The 20,000-nt window shown below is 46.5% G+C and carries 15 protein-coding genes and 2 tRNA genes; 7 read left to right on the top strand and 10 right to left on the bottom strand.

Features of this window, described 5'->3' with window-relative positions:
• Positions 1 to 63: 63 nt before the first annotated feature.
• From thrC to AAKU61_RS03895, 6 genes are all read right to left on the bottom strand, one after another.
• On the bottom strand, positions 64 to 1,524 hold the full coding sequence (gene thrC / locus AAKU61_RS03920; protein ID WP_354329817.1) for a threonine synthase: 1,461 nt from the start codon (positions 1,522 to 1,524) through the stop codon (positions 64 to 66).
• Positions 1,525 to 1,736: 212 nt separating this feature from the next.
• On the bottom strand, positions 1,737 to 2,666 hold the full coding sequence (gene fdhD, locus AAKU61_RS03915) for a formate dehydrogenase accessory sulfurtransferase FdhD (RefSeq protein WP_354329815.1): 930 nt from the start codon (positions 2,664 to 2,666) through the stop codon (positions 1,737 to 1,739).
• A gap of 15 nt (positions 2,667 to 2,681) precedes the next feature.
• Entirely contained in the window at positions 2,682 to 2,963 is a 282-nt protein-coding gene (locus AAKU61_RS03910; protein ID WP_354329814.1) for a hypothetical protein, read from the bottom strand.
• Complete coding sequence (locus AAKU61_RS03905) at positions 2,963 to 5,329, bottom strand: FdhF/YdeP family oxidoreductase (RefSeq protein WP_354329812.1); 2,367 nt, start codon at positions 5,327 to 5,329, stop codon at positions 2,963 to 2,965. Before AAKU61_RS03905 ends, AAKU61_RS03910 begins: the two co-directional genes overlap by 1 nt.
• A 219-nt stretch (positions 5,330 to 5,548) precedes the next feature.
• The gene (locus AAKU61_RS03900; RefSeq protein ID WP_354329810.1) at positions 5,549 to 7,189 is read right to left on the bottom strand and encodes an OFA family MFS transporter; all 1,641 of its coding nucleotides are present in this window, start codon (positions 7,187 to 7,189) and stop codon (positions 5,549 to 5,551) included.
• A gap of 525 nt (positions 7,190 to 7,714) precedes the next feature.
• Positions 7,715 to 8,287, bottom strand: a complete 573-nt coding sequence (locus AAKU61_RS03895; RefSeq protein WP_354329808.1) for a helix-turn-helix domain-containing protein — start codon at positions 8,285 to 8,287, stop codon at positions 7,715 to 7,717.
• Positions 8,288 to 8,518: 231 nt separating this feature from the next.
• Between AAKU61_RS03895 and kbl the strand changes: the two genes are divergently transcribed.
• From kbl to AAKU61_RS03870, 5 genes are all read left to right on the top strand, one after another.
• Positions 8,519 to 9,730 carry a glycine C-acetyltransferase gene (gene kbl, locus AAKU61_RS03890; protein ID WP_354329806.1) on the top strand — a complete coding sequence of 404 codons (1,212 nt, stop codon included), beginning with the start codon at positions 8,519 to 8,521 and terminating at the stop codon, positions 9,728 to 9,730.
• A 13-nt stretch (positions 9,731 to 9,743) separates the two neighbouring features.
• Entirely contained in the window at positions 9,744 to 10,715 is a 972-nt protein-coding gene (locus tag AAKU61_RS03885; RefSeq protein WP_322118248.1) for an NAD-dependent epimerase/dehydratase family protein, read from the top strand.
• Between the two features lie 28 nt (positions 10,716 to 10,743).
• Entirely contained in the window at positions 10,744 to 12,129 is a 1,386-nt protein-coding gene (locus AAKU61_RS03880) for an L-serine ammonia-lyase (RefSeq protein ID WP_354329804.1), read from the top strand.
• A gap of 496 nt (positions 12,130 to 12,625) precedes the next feature.
• On the top strand, positions 12,626 to 13,465 hold the full coding sequence (locus AAKU61_RS03875) for a universal stress protein (protein ID WP_322118246.1): 840 nt from the start codon (positions 12,626 to 12,628) through the stop codon (positions 13,463 to 13,465).
• 88 nt (positions 13,466 to 13,553) lie between these two features.
• Positions 13,554 to 13,886, top strand: coding sequence for a flagellar basal body protein (locus AAKU61_RS03870; protein WP_354329802.1), 333 nt, complete (start codon positions 13,554 to 13,556; stop codon positions 13,884 to 13,886).
• Between the two features lie 165 nt (positions 13,887 to 14,051).
• Here the strand turns inward: AAKU61_RS03870 and AAKU61_RS03865 are convergent, their stop codons facing one another.
• The 4 genes from AAKU61_RS03865 to AAKU61_RS03850 form a co-directional block, all read right to left on the bottom strand.
• The gene (locus AAKU61_RS03865; RefSeq protein WP_354329800.1) at positions 14,052 to 15,974 is read right to left on the bottom strand and encodes a SurA N-terminal domain-containing protein; all 1,923 of its coding nucleotides are present in this window, start codon (positions 15,972 to 15,974) and stop codon (positions 14,052 to 14,054) included.
• Between the two features lie 72 nt (positions 15,975 to 16,046).
• Positions 16,047 to 16,123 (bottom strand) — tRNA-Asp (locus tag AAKU61_RS03860).
• A 29-nt stretch (positions 16,124 to 16,152) separates the two neighbouring features.
• Positions 16,153 to 16,228: transfer RNA gene (locus tag AAKU61_RS03855), tRNA-Val, on the bottom strand.
• Positions 16,229 to 16,280: 52 nt separating this feature from the next.
• Positions 16,281 to 16,553 carry an HU family DNA-binding protein gene (locus AAKU61_RS03850; RefSeq protein ID WP_322118780.1) on the bottom strand — a complete coding sequence of 91 codons (273 nt, stop codon included), beginning with the start codon at positions 16,551 to 16,553 and terminating at the stop codon, positions 16,281 to 16,283.
• A gap of 379 nt (positions 16,554 to 16,932) precedes the next feature.
• Here AAKU61_RS03850 and purT point away from each other — a divergent pair, with 379 nt between their 5' ends.
• On the top strand, positions 16,933 to 18,147 hold the full coding sequence (purT, locus tag AAKU61_RS03845) for a formate-dependent phosphoribosylglycinamide formyltransferase (protein ID WP_354329798.1): 1,215 nt from the start codon (positions 16,933 to 16,935) through the stop codon (positions 18,145 to 18,147).
• A gap of 131 nt (positions 18,148 to 18,278) precedes the next feature.
• Positions 18,279 to 19,883, top strand: a complete 1,605-nt coding sequence (gene nadB, locus AAKU61_RS03840; RefSeq protein ID WP_354329796.1) for an L-aspartate oxidase — start codon at positions 18,279 to 18,281, stop codon at positions 19,881 to 19,883.
• Positions 19,884 to 20,000 lie beyond the last annotated feature (117 nt).

Here is a 20,000-nt window from a genome sequence, read left to right as displayed (position 1 = left end):
ATAAAAAAATCCAGTGATATTGAATAATATCTCTGGATTTTTTATTGATCAAAACAGCAGGTTCTACAAACCTGTATGACCTGCGATATAGGCTTTCATTTTTTCAATATCGGTCGTCATTACCTCAAATCGCTGCGGCAAAGCCTCGATATTTTCGAACCCGGCTGGGCGCTCTGCATCGCGCCCTAATGCTTCTTTTATCGTCTCATTAAACTTGGCCGGCAAGGCGGTTTCTAATACGATCATCGGGATACCTGGCTCTATGCGTTCCAGGGCAACCTTGATGCCATCTGCGGTGTGTGTATCTACCGTGATGCCGTAATTTTTTTCTACCTGACGTATGGTAGTCAGGCGATCAGCATGAACGGATTTGCCTGACTCGAAACCGAAGCGCGCAATCTTTTTAAATTCATCACCATCACTGCCCGGATTGCCGGATAAATCGAACCCGCCTTGTGTTTCTACTTTATGGAATAAGGCTACCAAACGCGTACTATCGCCGTCTAATAGATCATGAATAAAGCGTTCAAAATTGGAGGCTTTGGAAATATCCATTGACGGGCTGGTAGTGTGCCAGGTTTCTGCCGATTTACGCACGCGGTATATGCCTGTACGGAAGAACTCATCAAGCACATCGTTTTCATTGGTTGCCACAACTAATTTGGCAATTGGCAAGCCCATCATACGGGCGATGTGACCGGCGCAGATATTGCCGAAATTACCCGACGGGACTGTGAACGATACCTTTTGATCATTACTGCTAGTGGCGCTCAAATAACCGCGGAAGTAATACACCACCTGCGCAACAACACGCGCCCAGTTGATGGAATTGACGGTACCGATTTTTTGACGGGCTTTGTATTCAAGATCGTTAGAAACTGCCTTAACCATGTCCTGGCAATCATCAAAAACACCTTCGACAGCGATGTTAAAAATATTTGGATCTTGCAGGCTGAACATTTGCGCAGTCTGAAAAGCACTCATTTTTTTATGCGGCGATAACATAAAAACCCGTATGCCTTTTTTGCCACGCATTGCGTATTCCGCCGCACTGCCAGTGTCACCAGAGGTCGCACCAAAAATATTTAACTCAGCCTCTTTTTTTGTCAGCGTGTATTCAAACAAATTGCCCAGCAATTGCATCGCCATGTCCTTAAAAGCCAGAGTCGGGCCATTTGATAAGGCTTGTAACAATAGTTTGCGACCATCCTTGTCTTCCAACATACGCAAAGGTGTGATCTGGCTGGCGTCTTCGCCGTCGCGGACATTGCGGTAAACATCAGCAGTATACGTTTTGTCGGTAATCGCTTTGAGATCATCCTCTGGAATATCAGTAGCAAATTTTTTGAGCACGGCAAATGCCAGATCAGCGTAAGACAACTCGCGCCAAGCATTGAGTTCATCGCTAGTAACTTGCGGATAGCTTTTAGGCAGATATAGACCGCCATCAGGAGCCAGACCGCCTAACAGGATTTCAGAAAAATGGGGGCTTGCGGCATGTCCGCGAGTTGAGGCGTATTGCATAAATAATTGATTTTAAGAGACTAAGTTGGAGGAATTTGAATGTAATTTGATGGATAGCTGAGAATGTCGCAGAAAATGTACCAAGAACGTGTGCTGAGAGCAATCAGCGAAACGCCTTTAAAATTTACCTGGACAAATATTCTCTCTATTATATCGTTCTTAACACTCAAAAACCTGCGCAAATTTGGCCAAAACGGCCATGTGATTGCTATTTATTCGGCATTATCGATCAGCAACAATCTTTCTGGATGTGAATATACGACAAAATTTTTCTGCCTGACGAATCCTATAAGGCACATCCCAGCCTGCTCAGCGAGCCTCACTGCCAATGCGGTTGGAGCAGAAATTGTGGCAAGAATGGCTATATTGGCACGTGCAGATTTTTGCACTAATTCATAACTGGCACGACTACTCATGATGGCAAAACCGGGTTGCCGGATTGATTTACCTTTGGAGTTGAGCTTGGCATCAATAGCTAACGCACCAACCAATTTATCCAGGGCATTGTGACGGCCCACATCTTCTCTTAGCAGTTGGATTGTCCCCGCCATGCCTACCCAGGCGGCAGCATGCATGGCACCGGTGATGGCATTGATGGGTTGCTTACTTTTTAGTGAGTCGAAAGCCTTCAGCAAAGCTTGCTTATCTAAACGAGTTTCCGGTTGAACATCGCCGTTGCTGGCAGACGCATTGCCAAGCATAACGGCAGGTACAAGGGTCGGTATATTAAGATCGAGCGCATTCAGACTTTCTAAACCACATACGCCGCAGCCAGTCTTGCCAATCAGGCTACGCCGTTTATCTTTAAGACGGACAAAGCATTCACTGGCGATGGTCATTCGCACTTCTACGCCAACAGTATTTGCCGATTGACCTACCGCGTCATTATTAATGCATTCGATATCGTAAATTTGACTGGCGTGATCAATAATTTGTTCGGCCAGGCTGAAACCGACAGCAAAGTCTTCCAGGTCCAAGGGTGTAGCCATCATCACCGCATGTGAGATGCCGTTGAAGACTAAGGCGATGGGGATTTCTTCTGCCAACTGGTCTGGCGTAGGTAACACCGGACTATCGTTCTGATTTGCGCTATGGCGTAAGACCAACATTTCGCGGTAGGCATGCTCAATTTCTTGGCTCATACTTTTATATCTAGTTTATTCCTGCAGCGCACAAGCCATACGACCTTTTTCGGTCAAAGAGCAGAGAGTACGGTCATCGATTTGCTGAACCTGAACCAAACCTGGGCCAGCTTGCGTACCTATGACCTCGTCACCTAAATAAGCGATACATCGTAATAAGCTACTTTGACGTACACGCAAACGCTTACTTAAACGCGCCAGTGACACTGGCTCGCTCTGTGCAGCTAACTCTAGCAATAAGGCTTCGATCAGATCAACAGAAACAGCGAGCGAAGCATCATTTACTTCATTACTCATCAAACGTGACTTACCGCATCCGATGCCATCTGCGGCTTGCTTACCGCCTTGCTCTCAGATGAATTTTGACTAGCTGTATGCGGCATCACTACCACGGGGATCGATTTAGAAGTCGGTGTCCGAGCGAAGTCCGCAAAACTAGATAACGGTATTAGATTATTAGTTTCGGGGAAATAGGCGGCAAGACAACCGCGTGGAATATTGTATTCCACGAGCATGAAACGTTTTGCCTGACGCTGAATTTTGTCGTCACACAAACTTTCCAGATCAACCCAATCACCGACTTTCATCCCTAATTCTGCGATGTCTTCTTTATTGATGAACAAAACTCTGCGCTCGCCAAACACACCCCGGTAACGATCGTTCATTCCATAGATTGTGGTGTTGTACTGATCATGTGAACGCATGGTACCCAGATTAAATACTGGGGAAGTACGACTTTGGCGGGCCTGATGTATTGGCAAATCCGTCGGCACCGGATGTGCGTAAAAGTTTGCTTTTTTATTCGCTGTAACCCAATTGCGCTCGGATGCAGTGTTACGCAAATGGAAGCCGCCAGGCACTTTTACCTTGCTATTGAAATCAGCAAAATCATCAAACACCTCAGCAATCTTGTCGCGAATCCGGTCGTAATCAGCTGCCAGCCACATCCAATCAGTTTTACTACGCCCCTTTAGCGTCGCTGCTGCCATACGCGCCACGATCATAGGTTCCGAGAGCAAGTTGCTTGAGGCCGGCGCATTAATCCCGGACGATAGATGCACCATACTCATCGAATCCTCAACACTAACTGCTTGCGGACCAGTCTCTTGTATATCAATCTCCGTACGGCCAAGACATGGCAAGATCAAGGCTTCACGCCCGCAAATCAAATGACTACGATTGAGCTTAGTCGCGACATGTACAGTCAAAGCACAATTTTGCAAAGCGCGATGCGTCAAGTCGGTATCAGGTGTAGCGGTGGCAAAATTACCGCCCATTGCGAAGAACACTTTATTTGATTCATCCAGCATCGCTTGTATTGCACCAACGGTGTCGTAGCCGTCTTCACGTGGCGGGGCAAAATCAAACACCTGCCCAAGGCGGTCTAAAAATGCTGGACTAGGTTTCTCATAAATTCCCATTGTGCGATCGCCTTGCACATTGCTATGACCACGCACAGGACAAGGACCGGCACCAGGTCGGCCAATATTGCCGCGAAGTAGCAACAGATTGACGATCATCTGTATTGTTGCGACAGAATGTTTATGCTGAGTGATACCCATACCCCAGCAAGCGATCACTTTACCTGCGCCGATATAAATATCAGCAGCACGCTGGATTTGTGCACGCTCTAAACCAGATTCACGCAACACAACATCCCAAGGCTCAGCCATGACATCGGCAGCAAAACTATCAAAATTAGCGGTGTGCTGGGCAATAAAATCAAGATCAATGATGCGCGCCTTACCAGCTTGCTGGGCCGCCAGATCAGCCTCCAGCACGCACTTGATCATGCCTTTAACCGTCGCTAAATCGCCACCAATTTTTACCTGAAAATAATCGGAAGAGATTGAGGTTGATTGATCTCCGATCATCTCCACCATATTTTGCGGGTTTTGGAATTTTTCTAAACCACGTTCACGCAAAGGATTAAAAGAGACGATTGATGCGCCACGTTTAGACGCCGCACGCAACTCACCGAGCATGCGCGGATGATTAGTGCCAGGATTTTGTCCAAAAATTAAAATCGCATCTGCCACTTCAAAATCTGACAACAGAACGGTACCTTTGCCGACACCAATTGCAGCCTTCATTGCAAAGCCCGAAGGCTCGTGGCACATGTTAGAGCAGTCAGGAAAATTATTAGTACCAAACTCGCGTACAAATAACTGGTACAAGAATGCAGCTTCGTTGCTGGTGCGGCCTGATGTATAAAAGATAGCATCGTTAGGTGATGCCAGCGCATTCAGGCGCTTAGCGATCAGATCAAATGCTTGTGCCCATTCGATTACCTGATATTTGTCCGTGGCACGATCGTATTGCATAGGTTGCGTTAAGCGTCCCTGCCCTTCCAACCAAAAATCGGTTTGTTCGCTTAGCCACTGCACCGTATGCTTGGAAATTAACTCTGGTGTAGCGCGGCGTGCTGTAGATTCTGCCGCGACTGCTTTTGCACCATTTTCACAAAATTCAAACGTCGATGTATGGTCTTGATCAGGCCATGCACAACCAGGGCAATCAAAGCCATCTGGCTGATTCGCCGACAATAAAGTACGCGCGCCTTTACCGGGAATACCTTGCTGGAAAATCTGCTCAGCAACACTTTTTAAGGCACCCCAGCCACCAGCGGGACGGTCATACACTTGAACTATTTTTTTGCTCATAATTGCGCTCTTCATTTTACTAACGGTTTGAACTTTGAAAACGTGGCTTTTTAAAACTTGGACTTTAAAAATTGGGACTTTAATACGGGCTTTGAGAACTTAAATTTTTCTACATCATCAATAAAATCGATGAGCGTAAGCATCCAAGTTTCGTAATATTTTCTAAGTCTACGCCAAAAAAAAGATCGCACTGAGGCGACCTTTTTTTGCTTACATCTATTATTTAAATAACAAAACAGCTTTTTGCAAAGTGATCCAAATACCGATTGCTAATGGGATACCTACTGCTGCCCAAGCAAACAATACGGTTGCCTGGCTAGTCGAACCGCCTTTTCCAACAACGCTACCATCGGTGGAGCTAGCGATAACACGATCATGTGCCAGCTTGCGTTCAGTCGCCAGTTCTTCATCTGTCATAAAAGTGCTGTCTTTAACAGGGCGCACTAATAAATTACAAATAAAGCCGAGAACTAACATACCCGCCAAGATGTACATGGTGATGTCATATGCCTGCGCTTTTGCTACGCCGTGCGCCAATTGGTATTCGCGGATATACGTAATCAGCAAAGGTCCGAGCACACCCGCAGTTGACCATGCCGTCAGCAAACGACCGTGGATAGCACCAACCATTTGCGAGCCGAACATATCTGCCAGATACGCTGGCACAGTGGCAAAACCACCACCATACATAGACAAGATAATGCAGAAAAACAATACGAACAAAGCCAAACTACCTGCATGCGCTACTGTAGGAATCGATGCGTAAAGAATGAAGCCAAGTACGAAGAAGACGAAGTAAGTACCTTTGCGACCGATATAGTCTGAAATCGACGCCCAGAAGAAGCGACCACCAATATTGAACAAGGACAGCAAACCAGTAAATGCCGCTGCGATAGTCGCAATCTGTTTCTTTTGGTCTGGATTTAAGTCATTGAAGCCAAGATCGACGCCAATCAATTTACCGCCAAACACTTCTTGCAGCAAAGGCGATGCCATACCCAAGATACCGATACCAGCAGACACGTTTAAGCACAGCACAGCCCAGATCAACCAGAACTGCTTAGTCTTCCAAGCCTTGTTCAAGTGGACATGTTTGTTCGTGATCATTGCATTGTTAGTTTGTACTGGAGGCGTCCAACCGGCTGGCTTCCAACCAGAAGCGGGTACACGGTAACCAAATGCACCAGCCATCATAAATACAAAATAAATCGCAGCCATGACCAAGAAGGTTTGCCATACGCCGACAGAAGTAGGTGTCGCGAAATGACGCATTAACCAATCAGCTAATGGTGATCCAATCAAAGCACCGCCACCAAAGCCCATGATCGCCATACCAGTTGCCATCCCACGCTTGTCCGGAAACCATTTAATCAGCGTCGATACTGGTGAAATATAGCCCAGACCCAAGCCAATACCACCAATGACACCACCGCCTAACCACAACAGCCAGGCCTGATGCGTGTACACACCAAAGGAGGAAATCACTAGACCACCACACCAGCACAATGCAGAAACCACACCAGCTTTTCGTGGGCCTGCACGCTCCAGCCAACCACCAAATAAGGCAGCGGAAGAGCCGAGGAAGATGAAGAACAAGGTGTACATCAACGTCAGAGTAGAGATTTTCCAATCGCAATCACTGGCAAACAGTTCTTGCAATAGACCAACATCGCTGGCACAGGCAAGCGGTTTATCTATACCGATTGCTTTCGAAAGCGGCAACCAAAACACGGAGAAACCATACGCCATACCGATACAAAGATGAATCGCCAAAGCCGCAGGCGGTACTAGCCAACGATTGAAGCCTTCACCAGCAATGGTGCGCTCCTTAGCTAGCAAAGAAAATTGCGATTGGGACATAAAATTTTGCCTTTATGTTGATGATGAAAATCAAGGTTAGGAAAAGTTTAGCTTAGAGGTTCAGCTCAAAACAGGTCGAACAAATTGTTACATTCGGCATGAGAGTGCATTGTGTTATCGCAAATTCTTTTTGGCAACAGTTTTTAAAGCTAATTTCAAAGCGAATGAATAGATATCTTAGATCATTCCTGTAAGAAATAAACCTAATTCGTCACACACAGATGTTAACCAGTAAAAGGCTTTTTAAACGAACTGTCTGTGGTGATAAATTTAACATACTGCTCAGAGTATATTTTGATTGTCCAATAATAACTTGGACGATAGAAGTATTTGATGATTTTTTTATGGGAGTATATAAAAAAGCGATACTTACTGACCCGCTTTTTAAGTCACGCCTGAAGAATATCCAGCATTGCAGAATGAAGGATTTATTTGGCAATGCATGAATATTAAGAAAAAATGTGTTGCAAAACCGCACTGAAATCCATAAAAAAATTACTCTACACACATAAAGAGTAGGAAATTTTAACGATGAATCACCACCATCAGCGCCTTAGCTTCCGTCTTACCAATATTGCGGATTGCGTGATTTTTGTCAGCCTCGTACCGCGCTGTGCCGCCGACTTTGAGTTTTTTCTTAATACTGTCTACTTCTACTTCTATCTGACCATTGAGTAAGGTCAAGTGCTCAGTCGCACCAGGGTCATGTGAATTAGACACCAGTGCGCCGCCCGGAGCCAAGATCAGTTCATACCACTCATATTTACCTGCCAGTTCCATCGGGCCTAAAATTTTTAAAACATAACCGGCGTGTTCACCTGGCAAAGTTGGTGTCTCATGCGGTTCCAGCATACGGATGACATCGACCTTGGGCACTTCTGCTGACAGTAATTCGGCAATACTGACGCCTAGTGCATTCGCCAGCCGCCACGCGACTGCAATCGTGGGATTGGCTTTTTCTCTCTCTATTTGTGACAGCATCGATTTAGAAACACCGGCTGTACGCGATAAATCGTCCAGCGTCAGACCACGCTCCAGACGCATTCTTTGCAAAGTAGCACCTACTTCTGGCGGCGTATTACTCAAAACTTTTTTCATATTGCCTCTTGCATAGTTGAACAAGCACAGATAATATCCACTATATCGAACTTTAGTTCTTCATATCGAATACTTCAATGATTTGAAAACATCTTACCAGAGCATTACGATGGGTGGGTTAGTTTTAAATCCAGGATTTGCATAAACTTGCTCCAGCAGCATTGCTGAAGCGATCTTGTGTAAGTCCTGAAAAGTCATAGAATAGTTCTACCCAGTCATCAGGAGCCAAGCATGAGCAACGTCACCGACACATCTAGTAAGCAATCATTTTTTAGCGGCCTAAGCCAGAACTTAGACGGCCTGCGTTCACAAGGTCTGTACAAACCGGAACGTGTGATTGCGTCGCGTCAGGGTGCCGAAGTCACTTGCGATGATGGTCGCCAACTGATTAATTTGTGCGCCAATAATTATCTGGGCTTGTCCGGCGACGAGGCGATGGTACAGGCATCAATCAAGGCGACTGAGCAATATGGTTATGGCTTATCCTCAGTCCGTTTTATCTGCGGCACACAAACGGTACATAAACAATTAGAACGTGCGATTGCTGATTTTTTGGGTACTGAAGATACGATTTTGTATGCGGCGGCGTTTGATGCCAATGGCGGTGTGTTCGAGCCGTTGTTTGATGAGAACGATGCGATTATTTCTGATGCTCTTAATCATGCATCGATTATCGACGGTATCCGTTTATGTAAAGCTGCCCGCTTCCGTTATGCCCACAACGATATGGCAGATCTGGAAGTTCAATTGCAAGCAGCGGCAGGCAAACGTCATCGCGTGATTGTGACCGATGGCGTGTTCTCAATGGACGGCACAATTGCCCAGCTCGACAAGATCTGTGATCTGGCTGACAAATATGATGCCTTGGTCATGATTGATGAGTGTCACGCCTCGGGCTTTATGGGTGCAACAGGTCGCGGTACACACGAGCATCACAACGTCTTAGGTCGCATCGATATCATCACCGGTACATTGGGCAAAGCTTTAGGTGGTGCGATGGGTGGATTCACCGCAGCGCGTAAAGAAGTGATCGACACCTTGCGTCAAAAATCCCGTCCTTATTTATTTTCTAATACCTTAGCGCCGTCGATTGCCGGTGCATCGCTGGCGGTGCTGGAACGCTTATCGACTTCTACCGAATTGCGCGATCGCTTGCATGCCAATACTGCACACTTCCGTCGTGAAATTGCAGCGCTCGGATTCACTATCAAACCCGGCACACATCCTGTCGTACCAGTGATGTTATTCGATGCTCCGGTAGCACAAAAATTTGCTGCGCGTTTGTATGAACTAGGCATCTTAGTTACTGGTTTCTTTTATCCGGTGGTACCGATGGGTCAGGCACGCGTGCGAGTGCAATTATCCGCAGCGCATACAACAGAACAACTCGATACCGCCCTCGCCGCCTTTGCGCAAGCAGGCCGTGAACTTGGTTTAATTTAATAAAGGACAGCACATGGAACGTATTTTAGTCATCGGCGCGAATGGTCAAATCGGCAGTGAACTGGTTGAAGCATTAGCCACACAATATGGCGCAGACAATGTCATTGCGGCGGATATCAGCCCTAACAGTTTGTATGGCGCAAAAATCTATGAAGTCATCGACGTGTTAAACACAGCCCGTCTTGCAGAGGTCGTAGAAAAATATACCGTGACTCAGGTGTACCAACTGGCTGCATTATTATCTGCCACAGGCGAGCAAGCACCGTTAAAAGCCTGGACCTTGAACATGGATGGCTTGCTGAATATTTTAGAACTGGCGCGTATCCGAGGTGAAGCGGGTAAACCTTTAAAAATATTCTGGCCGTCCTCCATCGCTGCATTTGGTCCTAACACGCCAGCCGTCAACACACCGCAATATACGGTGATGGACCCAAGTACGATTTATGGCATCAGCAAATTAGCGGGTGAGCGTCTGTGCGAATATTATTTCCAAAAATATGGTGTTGATGTTCGCAGCATTCGTTATCCAGGCATCATCAGCTACAAGTCGCCACCGGGCGGTGGCACGACTGATTATGCGATTGCGATTTTCCACTCCGCTTTGCGTGGAGAATCATATGAATGCTTCCTGGAAGCTGAGACAACATTGCCGATGATCTATATGCCTGATGCGATCCGGGCGACGATTTCTTTGATGGATGCACCTGCCAGCAAACTTTGTATACGTTCTTCTTACAATGTCGCTGGTTTAAGCTTCAATCCACGGGAATTGGCCCTCGCAATCAAACAAAATTTGCCCGACTTTGACATACACTACGCGCCAGATAGCCGCCAGGCGATTGCTGCTACTTGGCCACAGAGCCTTGACGACAGTGCCGCCCGCAAGGATTGGGGATGGCAGGCAGAGATCGGCATGACACAATTAGTCAATGACATGCTGAAGAACGTAAAGATCAGCACTGGAGCACAAGCCCAGGCTGCATAAAAATTTTTGAGACAAAGTGAGGTTTGGTATGGACATGCGTGTATTTGATTTATTTAAAATAGGTGTAGGTCCATCCAGCTCACATACCGTCGGCCCGATGCTTGCGGCGCGGCGGTTTTTACTCGAATGTCCTGAATTATTTAAAGTCAGTAAAGTACAAGTTGCCTTATACGGTTCGCTAGCGTTAACGGGGCATGGTCATGCCACTGACAAAGCAGTATTACTCGGCCTGATGGGCGAGACACCGCAAGATGTGATTCCCGATACGATTGAAGATAAATTGACTGCGCTCGCAAGCAGCGGCAGTATGAATTTGCTGGGGGAATATCCCGTCAAGTTTGACATGATGGACGACCTCTTATGGCACAAACAAGAAGTTTTGCCAGGACACCCAAATGGCATGCGCTTTACCTTGACGCGTAACGATGGCACTAGCTGCGATCAGGTCTTTTACTCTACTGGTGGTGGTTTTATTTCGACTGAGGCAGAGCTGCTGCAATCGGCCAGCGCGGATAACGATCACGCCACGTCCTCCCGACCTTTTCCATTCGGCACAATGGCAGAATTATTGGCACACGGTCAGCGCACTGGGCTCTCCATTGCCGCGATGCTGCGGGCGAATGAGATCACTCATTGCAGCGATGCAGAACTCGATACAGGTATCGACAAAATCTGGGCTGTAATGAAGGGATGCATCTCACGCGGCTTGCAAATCTCAGGTGAATTACCTGGCGGTTTGCACGTGAAACGACGCGCAGCAAAATTGTGGCGCAGCGCCAATGAAAGTGCGGACGTCTTACCACATGACGGCATGCATAAAGTCAGCTTATATGCGATGGCGGTAAACGAAGAAAATGCTGCAGGCGGTCGCGTCGTTACTGCCCCTACCAATGGTGCCGCTGGTATTATCCCAGCTGTATTGCGATATTACGCAGAAGACTGCAAACCAAGTAATCCAGAATTAGGTATCCGCAATTTTATGTTAGTTGCTTCGGCAATCGGCATGCTTTGTAAGAAAAACGCTTCTATTTCCGGAGCAGAAATCGGTTGCCAGGGCGAAGTCGGCGTAGCCTGCGCCATGGCTGCTGCCGGGCTCACCGCAGCGCTGGGCGGCACTAATGAACAAATCGAATCGGCAGCCGAAATCGGTATCGAACATCACCTGGGCATGACCTGCGACCCAATCGGCGGCCTGGTACAAATCCCCTGTATAGAACGCAACGGCATGGGTGCAGTTAAAGCGATTACAGCAGCATCACTGGCGCTCAGAGGCGATGGCACGCATCATGTCAGCCTCGATCAAGTAATAGAAACCATGCGACAGACCGGCGCGGACATGCAAACTAAATATAAAGAAACCTCACTCGGTGGTTTGGCTGTGCATGTCATCACAGTCAATCATGCAGCCTGCTAATTGCGGTACTCTGCTCTGCGACTATTGTTTTATTGCACTCATTAAGATGTGATATCTGCGACCCGCATTTGCAACATCACACTGTGCTTAACAGCTATACCAGCATAGAAAAACTATACAACTAAACCTACACAAATAAACTTACTTTAGTCAATGAAGAAGCAGAATCAGATCCTGCTTATTCATCGAGCTTATGCAAGTCGAGTAGGTCTTAGTAAATATCCTTGACTATATACTCCCCATAAATTTTCTCCAAAACCCTCTATTGTCCAATATTTACCTGAACAATGAATATATACAGGCAGAGAGTATATTTTTAACTCTGGTCTGAATGCATCTGCTCTGTTCTCTTTTTTGAAGATGAAATATAAATACGTTATCCAAAAAATAATCAAAGTTGCAGTTAAATGAAATGGGTATACGCTTAGCGATATCACTTAGCTACATCACTTAGTTTTTGTCGCTTAGCTTTGTAATCTTCGATCAGGAGTACGCCATGTCCTACAAGACCATACTCGTCCATGTGGATGAATCCAACCGCTCCCACCTGAGAATCCAGGTCGCGGCCGAACTTGCGATTGCCGAAAATGCTCACCTGATTGGTACTGCCGTGACTGGCGTATCGCGTTTTATCTACCAGGACGGCAACATCAGCATGGGTGACCCTAACTTAGTGATTCATTTAAACTTGCTACGTGAGCGTGCAGAAAAAGCTATTTCTGGTTTCAATAAAAGTATGCAGGAATCTGGTGTGCAATCTTTTGCCAGCATGATTGCCAATGACGAGGCTGGTGGTGGCATTGGCTTGCAAGCACGTTACAGCGATCTGGTCGTGATCGGACAAACTAATAATGATGAGCCATCGCCATCGGTTTTACCTGATTTTCCAGAATACATCATCATGAACTCTGGACGTCCTGTGCTGATCATTCCCTACACGGGTGATTTCACGTCAGTAGCAAAGCGTCCGCTTATTTCATGGGACGCAAGTCGCGAATCGACGCGCGCTGTGACTGATGCAATCCCACTGCTCAAGCGGGCAGAATTAGTACAAGTGGCGATCTTCAATCCCAAGTCCACACCCGACGCACATGGAGAGCAACCTGGTGCAGATATCGCTCTGTATCTGGCTAGACATGGCATCAAAGTTGAAGTGTCAGTACATAAAACATCTACTGATATCGGCAATGCCGTGCTGTCGCTGGCACATGATCTGGATAGTGATTTACTGGTGATGGGTGGTTATGGGCACTCGCGCTTCCGCGAGATGATTATGGGTGGCGTAACCAGAACCATTCTTAAAAGCATGACTATTCCTGTGCTAATGTCGCATTAAGCTACACTAAGGTGGACGAACAATTTTTTATAATGCGTCATTCATGCGTCGTTCACGTTTAATTTAGACCTTGTAAGAAAGGTGATTTATGTCTATTTCGGCACTACAAACTGGTCTGTCAGGACTTCAATCTTATCAACGGGCACTGGATAGCTCTGCTCACAATATTGCAAACGCCAATACGAATGGCTTCCAACCCCAGCAAGTACAATTTCAGGAAGCCACAAACGGCGGGGTAAATAGTAGTATTACCAGCTTTAGCAACAGCTCGGGAGCTACCGCGCCAAGCGCCACTAGTGGTACCGACCTCGCCACTGAACTTGTACAGTCTTTAGAATATAAAGCCGGTTTCGATTTTTCAGCCAAGATCGTTAAAACTGCTGATCAAGTTTTAGGAACATTGTTCAACATTACCGCTTAGGTTTGAAATAATATTGCCGATTTTTAATTTACAACCAAAATCAAGAAACTAATATAGCCTGACGAAGCATAATAATTATGCGAAATAAATGAATGTAATAAGTAAGTATAAAACCAGGCAATAAAAAAGCACCGCGAACGGTGCTTTTTTATTGAGCAAAATATTTTATTCAGTAGCGTTAGAAACAGGCGCAGAAATCAAAGACTTATTGATCGTTACTTTACCCTTTTGCTTTAAAGCTTCTATATAAGAATAAACATCTTGCTGCGCCAGAGCATCAGACAATTGCTGTTGCTCAGATTTACGTCTTGCTACATCAACCGTGCCAGCAGTGACCTTGCCAATACGGTAGATCGTATAACCAGCACCGGGAACATCAATACCGACAAACGCGGGTAATTTTTGCACATCCGCTTTCATCACCTCAGCAAACGCCGCTGGAGATATCTCTGGATTCTTCAAACGAGAAAACACTTTTACATCTGAAAAACCAGCTGTGCTATCAGCGGCTTTCAAGGACTTCAATTTATCTTCGCCTGCTTTTTTCGCCAGCGCCACAGATTCAGTTTGAGTAACACGGGCAACGATCAACGCCTTAACTTCATCAAAAGGACGTTTGCTTGCTGCTTTATATTCAACAATACGTCCTGAAATCAAGGTGCTCGGGGCTACTTCTACTGCTTCAGTATTATGTTTTTTCTTGATGACATCATCAGAAAAAATTGCTTTTAAAAACTTAGTATTATTAAATAAAGCTGTCGCTGGCAAAGCTGGATTTGGCTGACGCGTCAACGATGATACTGTCTCGATCTTTAATTTAAGTTTGTCAGCAACATCTTTCAAACTATCGGATTGCTCATACACGGAGTTTGTAAAAGTCTCGGCTGCATCTGCATAAATTTTTGCTGCTTTTTGTTTTTTGATCTCAGCAGTAATCTGAGGTTTAACTTCATCCAAAGACTTTACGCTGGCAGGCTTTATCGCAGTCAGCTGGATAATGTGATAGCCGAAATCTGTCTGCACCACATCACTGATATCACCCTGCTTCAATTTGAAAGCCGTATCTTCAAAAGCTTTCACCATAGCGCCTTTGCCGAAGAAATCTAAATCGCCACCACGTTCTGCAGAACCCGGATCTTGAGAATTTTCTTTCGCTAACTTCGCAAACAATTCAGGATTCTTGCGCAAGGTTGCTAGCAAACCTTCCGCCTTTGCTTTGGCCGCTGCTTTATCAGCAGCGCTGGCATCTTTCTTAGTCGAAATCAAGATGTGGCTGGCACGACGCTGCTCTTCAGTTGAGTAAGCTTTTTTATTTTGTTCATATAGTGCTTGCACTTCCGCGTCTGTCACCGTGATTTGTGAACTCAGTGCGTCGGTATTCAACACAACATATTCTGCTTTGATCGACTCAGGAATTTCAAATTGTGCAGCATTTTTTTCGTAGTACGCTTTTAAGGCTTCATCAGTAATTTTTACTTGAGCAGCGAAATCACCTGATTGGAAATTCAAAGCCTGGACTTCACGCTCTTGCTCATTGATCGCAGAAAAACGCTCGGCAACTGTCTTAGGTACAAACGCAGTTCCCTGAACTGCCGTCAACAACTGCTGCAAAGACATATCTTGACGCAGACGTTCCTGATACATCATTGGCGTCATACCTTGTGCTGCTAATAATGCTTTATATCTCTCATTGTCAAAACTACCGTCAGCTTTCGTTAAACCAGGGGTAGCAATAATCGTCTGCTGCAGAGTTTGATCTGCCACACTCAAATGCTGGCTAGTCAACTCAGCCATTAAGGCTTTACGAGTAATCAATTCATCCAGTATCGATTGACGTGCTTCTGGAGTGTTAAGTAATTTGGAGTCAAATTGAGCGCCATAGGCTTGACGCAAACGTTCTAGCTGATCACGCTGTGCCGCATCAAACTCTTGCTGACTAATCGACTGGCCAGCTACGGTCGCAACCGCATCACTCGCGCCGCGTGAACTTGTATAACTTTGCAATCCAACAAATGCGAACGACGGAAAAATAATGAGCAGCAAGAGAAACTGCATCAAGCGTTGGTGTGTACGAATATACTCAAACATGGTCAACCGATCACTCTGACAAACTGTTACCGAATATGAAAAAAGGTGAACTTACGTTCACCTTTTTAATCTTGGCGGAGCGGACGGGGCTCGAACCCGCGACCCCCGGCGTGACAGGCCGGTATTCTAACCAACTGAACTACCACTCCTTATTTGCTACAACTTATATTGACAATCATGGTGGGCGCTGAGAGGCTCGAACTCCCGACCTAAGCCTTGTAAGGGCTCCGCTCTACCAACTGAGCTAAGCGCCCCATCCATCTACTGCCAATACTTGTGACGCTTATCACTGCGTCACGAAGTCCATTAGTTTACAGCATCTTTCAATGCTTTGCCAGGCTTAAATTTAGGAACCTTGGCTGCTTTGATCTTAATTGCCTCGCCAGTACGTGGGTTACGACCTATTCTAGCAGCGCGTTTACCCACTGTAAATGTACCAAAACCGACCAAAGTAACAGTACCGCTTTTTTTCAATGTCGTTTTTACAGCACCAATAATTGCATCTAATGCTCGTGCCGATGCTGCTTTGGAAATATCAGCCGTGTTAGCAATGTGTTCGATCAATTCAGTTTTATTCACTTACGTCCCCCTCACAAAAGTCCAATTTAACTCCGCGATGATGTATTCGATTATTTATTGGTCGGGCATCGATCACGCCAAGCAGAAAATCTGCATCCAGTATTAAATCAAGCCGGAAACCCTTGTGTCAAGCGGTTTGCAGCGTTTCCCTACAATCTTCTTGGGTTTTCTTCTTCAAATCAAAAGTATAATTTCAAATAATTGATTTGCACCATCATCGCATCTAAAAATGCACTCGAATACGGCGTGCTTGCAGATGTTGTTTGACAATATTTGGTTCAGCACCAAATTGAACCATCGACATATACACAATCTCAAGCCCAAAAATTAGCTCGGCGATCCTTATTATCCTAACTCAATCTCTTTATTCCAAATGACCATGAAAACGATCAAACGATTCGGCACCCCCTTATCTGCTACCGCAACTAAAGTTATGCTGCTTGGCTCTGGCGAACTCGGTAAAGAAGTTATTATTTCTTTGCAACGTCTTGGCGTCGAAGTTATCGCAGTAGATCGGTATGAAAATGCGCCGGGACATCAGGTTGCGCACAGAGCGCACGTGATTGACATGACTGATGGCGCAGCACTCGCTCGCTTGATTGAGTTAGAGCAGCCCGATTTAGTCGTACCGGAAATCGAAGCCATAGCCACCACCATGTTGATGGAGCTTGAGAAGGCCGGCAAAACGCGCGTCATCCCAACTGCTCGCGCCGCATGGCTGACCATGAATCGTGAAGGCATCCGGCGCCTGGCGGTTGAGACCTTAAACCTGCCAACCTCACCTTACCGGTTCGCTGATAGTCTCGCTAAATTACAACAAGCATCAAGCGAAATCGGCTTTCCGTGCATCATCAAGCCAGTGATGTCCTCATCAGGAAAAGGTCAATCAAAAATTGATAGTGCAGAAGAAGTGGAAGCCGCCTGGAACTACGCTGCAGCAGGTGGTCGCGTCAATTCTGGTCGCGTGATTGTTGAGGGTTTCATCGACTTCGAATATGAAATCACCTTGTTGACCGTGCGCGCGATCGGAAGCAACGGAGAAGTCGAGACCCATTTCTGCGAACCTATCGGCCATGTGCAAGTACAAGGCGATTATGTCGAATCATGGCAACCACAAGCTATGCACAGTAAGGCATTAGAGCGTGCACGTGATATCGCTAAAAAAGTCACGGACGATCTTGGCGGCCTTGGCTTATTTGGCGTCGAACTATTTGTGAAAAACGATATGGTCTGGTTCTCTGAAGTCAGCCCACGTCCTCATGATACCGGCATGGTGACGATGTCCAGCCAAGTCCAGAATGAATTTGAGTTACACGCCAAAGCAATCCTCGGCTTGCCGGTTAACGTAGCGCTGCGCACGCCCGCTGCATCTGCGGTAATCTACGGTCAGCATAATCACAAAGCAATTGCGTTTGAAGGTGTGGCAGAAGCTTTGCAAGTGGAAGGCACCGATATCCGTTTATTCGGTAAGCCAGAATCATTTAGTCGCCGCCGCATGGGTGTTGCACTAGCCACTGCGGCAGATACCGATACGGCTCGGTTGCTGGCAAAAGCTGCTGCTGCCAAAGTGAAGCCCGTGATTGTTGACGAATAACGCAACAAGCATACGCAAAAAAACAACCCGCTTTATACCGATAACTAAACTCGATAAATTCAGCATGGTGAGTTTAGTTAAGATATTTTTTAGTGCAGTACAAGCAAGCGCTTGAATTAACGGTCATCCTTATGAAATTTGACGTCGCAATTGTAGGTAGTGGCTTAGCAGGTTTATCGGTCGCGCTACATCTCGCTAAGACCCGCAAAGTTGCGGTGGTTTCTAAGCGTGCTTTACTCGATGGTGCCAGTGATTGGGCGCAAGGTGGTATTGCCGCCGTACTGGATTCGCATGACAGTCACGAGCAGCATATTTCAGATACGCTGATCGCTGGCGGTGGTCTGTGTGATGAAGGTGCGACCCGCTACATCATTGAACACGGACGCGAAGCAATTGATTGGCTCATCGAACAAGGTGTGCCATTTACGCGTGACGACGATGCTGAATTAGGCTTCCACCTGACGCGCGAAGGCGGTCACAGCCAGCGACGGATTATTCATGCTGCTGACTCCACAGGTCATGCCGTACAACAGACACTGGAACAAAAAGTTCGGGCGCATCCGAACATCAGTTTGTTTGAACATCACTACGCAATCGACGTTATTACCTCAGCCAAGCTGGGCGAAACATCCGCGACACCGCGCTGTTTGGGTCTGTATGTGCAAGATGTCAAAACGGGTAAAGTCCATACGTTTGAAGCGCCACATACCGTCATGGCGACTGGCGGCGCTGGCAAAGTGTATTTGTACACGACCAATCCGGACACGGCGACGGGGGATGGCATTGCGATGGCATGGCGTGCTGGATGTCGCGTAGCGAATATGGAGTTTATGCAATTCCATCCGACCTGTTTATATCATCCGTATGCCAAATCATTTCTGATCACTGAAGCGGTACGTGGTGAAGGTGGCATCTTAAAGTTGCCAGCAGAGGCAGGTGCCAGCGCAGGTGCACGCTTTATGCTCGATCATGATAGCCGGGCAGAACTCGCACCGCGCGATGTGGTCGCAAGAGCGATCGATTTCGAAATGAAAAAACGTGGTTTAGATTTTGTAGAGCTCGATATTACGCATAAATCACCGGAATTTTTAAAAGAACACTTCCCAATGATTTATGCCCGCTGCCTGGAATTGGGTATCGACATTACTAAGCAAGCTATTCCCGTGGTACCTGCAGTACATTTCACCTGCGGCGGGATTGTGACCGATACGACCGGCAGAACAGATTTGCCTGGTTTATACGCCGTAGGAGAGACCGCCTACACCGGTCTGCATGGCGCCAATCGATTAGCCAGCAATTCCTTGTTGGAATGCCTGGTTATCGGCAAAGCTGCGGCGCAAGACATCGCGGCACAAGAATTACGACCGTCTCTCAACTTACCAGCATGGGACGAAAGCCGTGTATCGGATGCAGATGAAGAAGTCGTCATCGCTCACAACTGGGACGAACTGCGTCGCTTTATGTGGAATTATGTCGGCATCGTTCGCACCAATAAACGACTGGAGCGCGCAAAACATCGGATACGTTTATTGAAAGAAGAAATCGATGAGTATTACGCTAATTTCCGCATTACAAATAATTTGCTGGAACTGCGCAATCTGGTTGATGTCGCCTCACTGATCGTGAATAGCGCACTGTCTCGCCGCGAAAGCCGAGGCCTGCATTTTAGTCGCGATTATCCAGACACCTTACCGAAAGCCTTGCCTACCGTGCTATCGCCTAAACGTAAAAAATAATAAAGCTCCACCAAATAAAAAAGCGCCGCAAGTTCGTATCAAAACGAATTTGCGGCGCTTTTTTTTGCAAAAATAAATCTAAAGCATAAAACCAATAAATTAATACTCCCACCCAGT

This window comes from Undibacterium sp. GrIS 1.2 (assembly GCF_040544435.1).
Classification (GTDB): domain Bacteria; phylum Pseudomonadota; class Gammaproteobacteria; order Burkholderiales; family Burkholderiaceae_D; genus Undibacterium.
This window is presented reverse-complemented; position numbering and strand designations above follow the sequence as displayed.

Excerpts from the sequence above, each read along its gene's own strand:
- AAKU61_RS03895 (WP_354329808.1), bottom strand. The coding sequence starts at position 8,287 with ATGAAAAAAGTTTTGAGTAATACGCCGCCAGAAGTAGGTGCTACTTTG.
- AAKU61_RS03875 (WP_322118246.1), top strand. The coding sequence starts at position 12,626 with ATGTCCTACAAGACCATACTCGTCCATGTGGATGAATCCAACCGCTCC.
- AAKU61_RS03910 (WP_354329814.1), bottom strand. The coding sequence starts at position 2,963 with ATGAGTAATGAAGTAAATGATGCTTCGCTCGCTGTTTCTGTTGATCTG.
- AAKU61_RS03865 (WP_354329800.1), bottom strand. The coding sequence starts at position 15,974 with ATGTTTGAGTATATTCGTACACACCAACGCTTGATGCAGTTTCTCTTG.
- AAKU61_RS03885 (WP_322118248.1), top strand. The coding sequence starts at position 9,744 with ATGGAACGTATTTTAGTCATCGGCGCGAATGGTCAAATCGGCAGTGAA.
- purT (WP_354329798.1), top strand. The coding sequence starts at position 16,933 with ATGAAAACGATCAAACGATTCGGCACCCCCTTATCTGCTACCGCAACT.
- kbl (WP_354329806.1), top strand. The coding sequence starts at position 8,519 with ATGAGCAACGTCACCGACACATCTAGTAAGCAATCATTTTTTAGCGGC.
- AAKU61_RS03870 (WP_354329802.1), top strand. The coding sequence starts at position 13,554 with ATGTCTATTTCGGCACTACAAACTGGTCTGTCAGGACTTCAATCTTAT.
- thrC (WP_354329817.1), bottom strand. The coding sequence starts at position 1,524 with ATGCAATACGCCTCAACTCGCGGACATGCCGCAAGCCCCCATTTTTCT.
- AAKU61_RS03900 (WP_354329810.1), bottom strand. The coding sequence starts at position 7,189 with ATGTCCCAATCGCAATTTTCTTTGCTAGCTAAGGAGCGCACCATTGCT.
- AAKU61_RS03880 (WP_354329804.1), top strand. The coding sequence starts at position 10,744 with ATGGACATGCGTGTATTTGATTTATTTAAAATAGGTGTAGGTCCATCC.
- fdhD (WP_354329815.1), bottom strand. The coding sequence starts at position 2,666 with ATGAGCCAAGAAATTGAGCATGCCTACCGCGAAATGTTGGTCTTACGC.
- AAKU61_RS03905 (WP_354329812.1), bottom strand. The coding sequence starts at position 5,329 with ATGAGCAAAAAAATAGTTCAAGTGTATGACCGTCCCGCTGGTGGCTGG.
- nadB (WP_354329796.1), top strand. The coding sequence starts at position 18,279 with ATGAAATTTGACGTCGCAATTGTAGGTAGTGGCTTAGCAGGTTTATCG.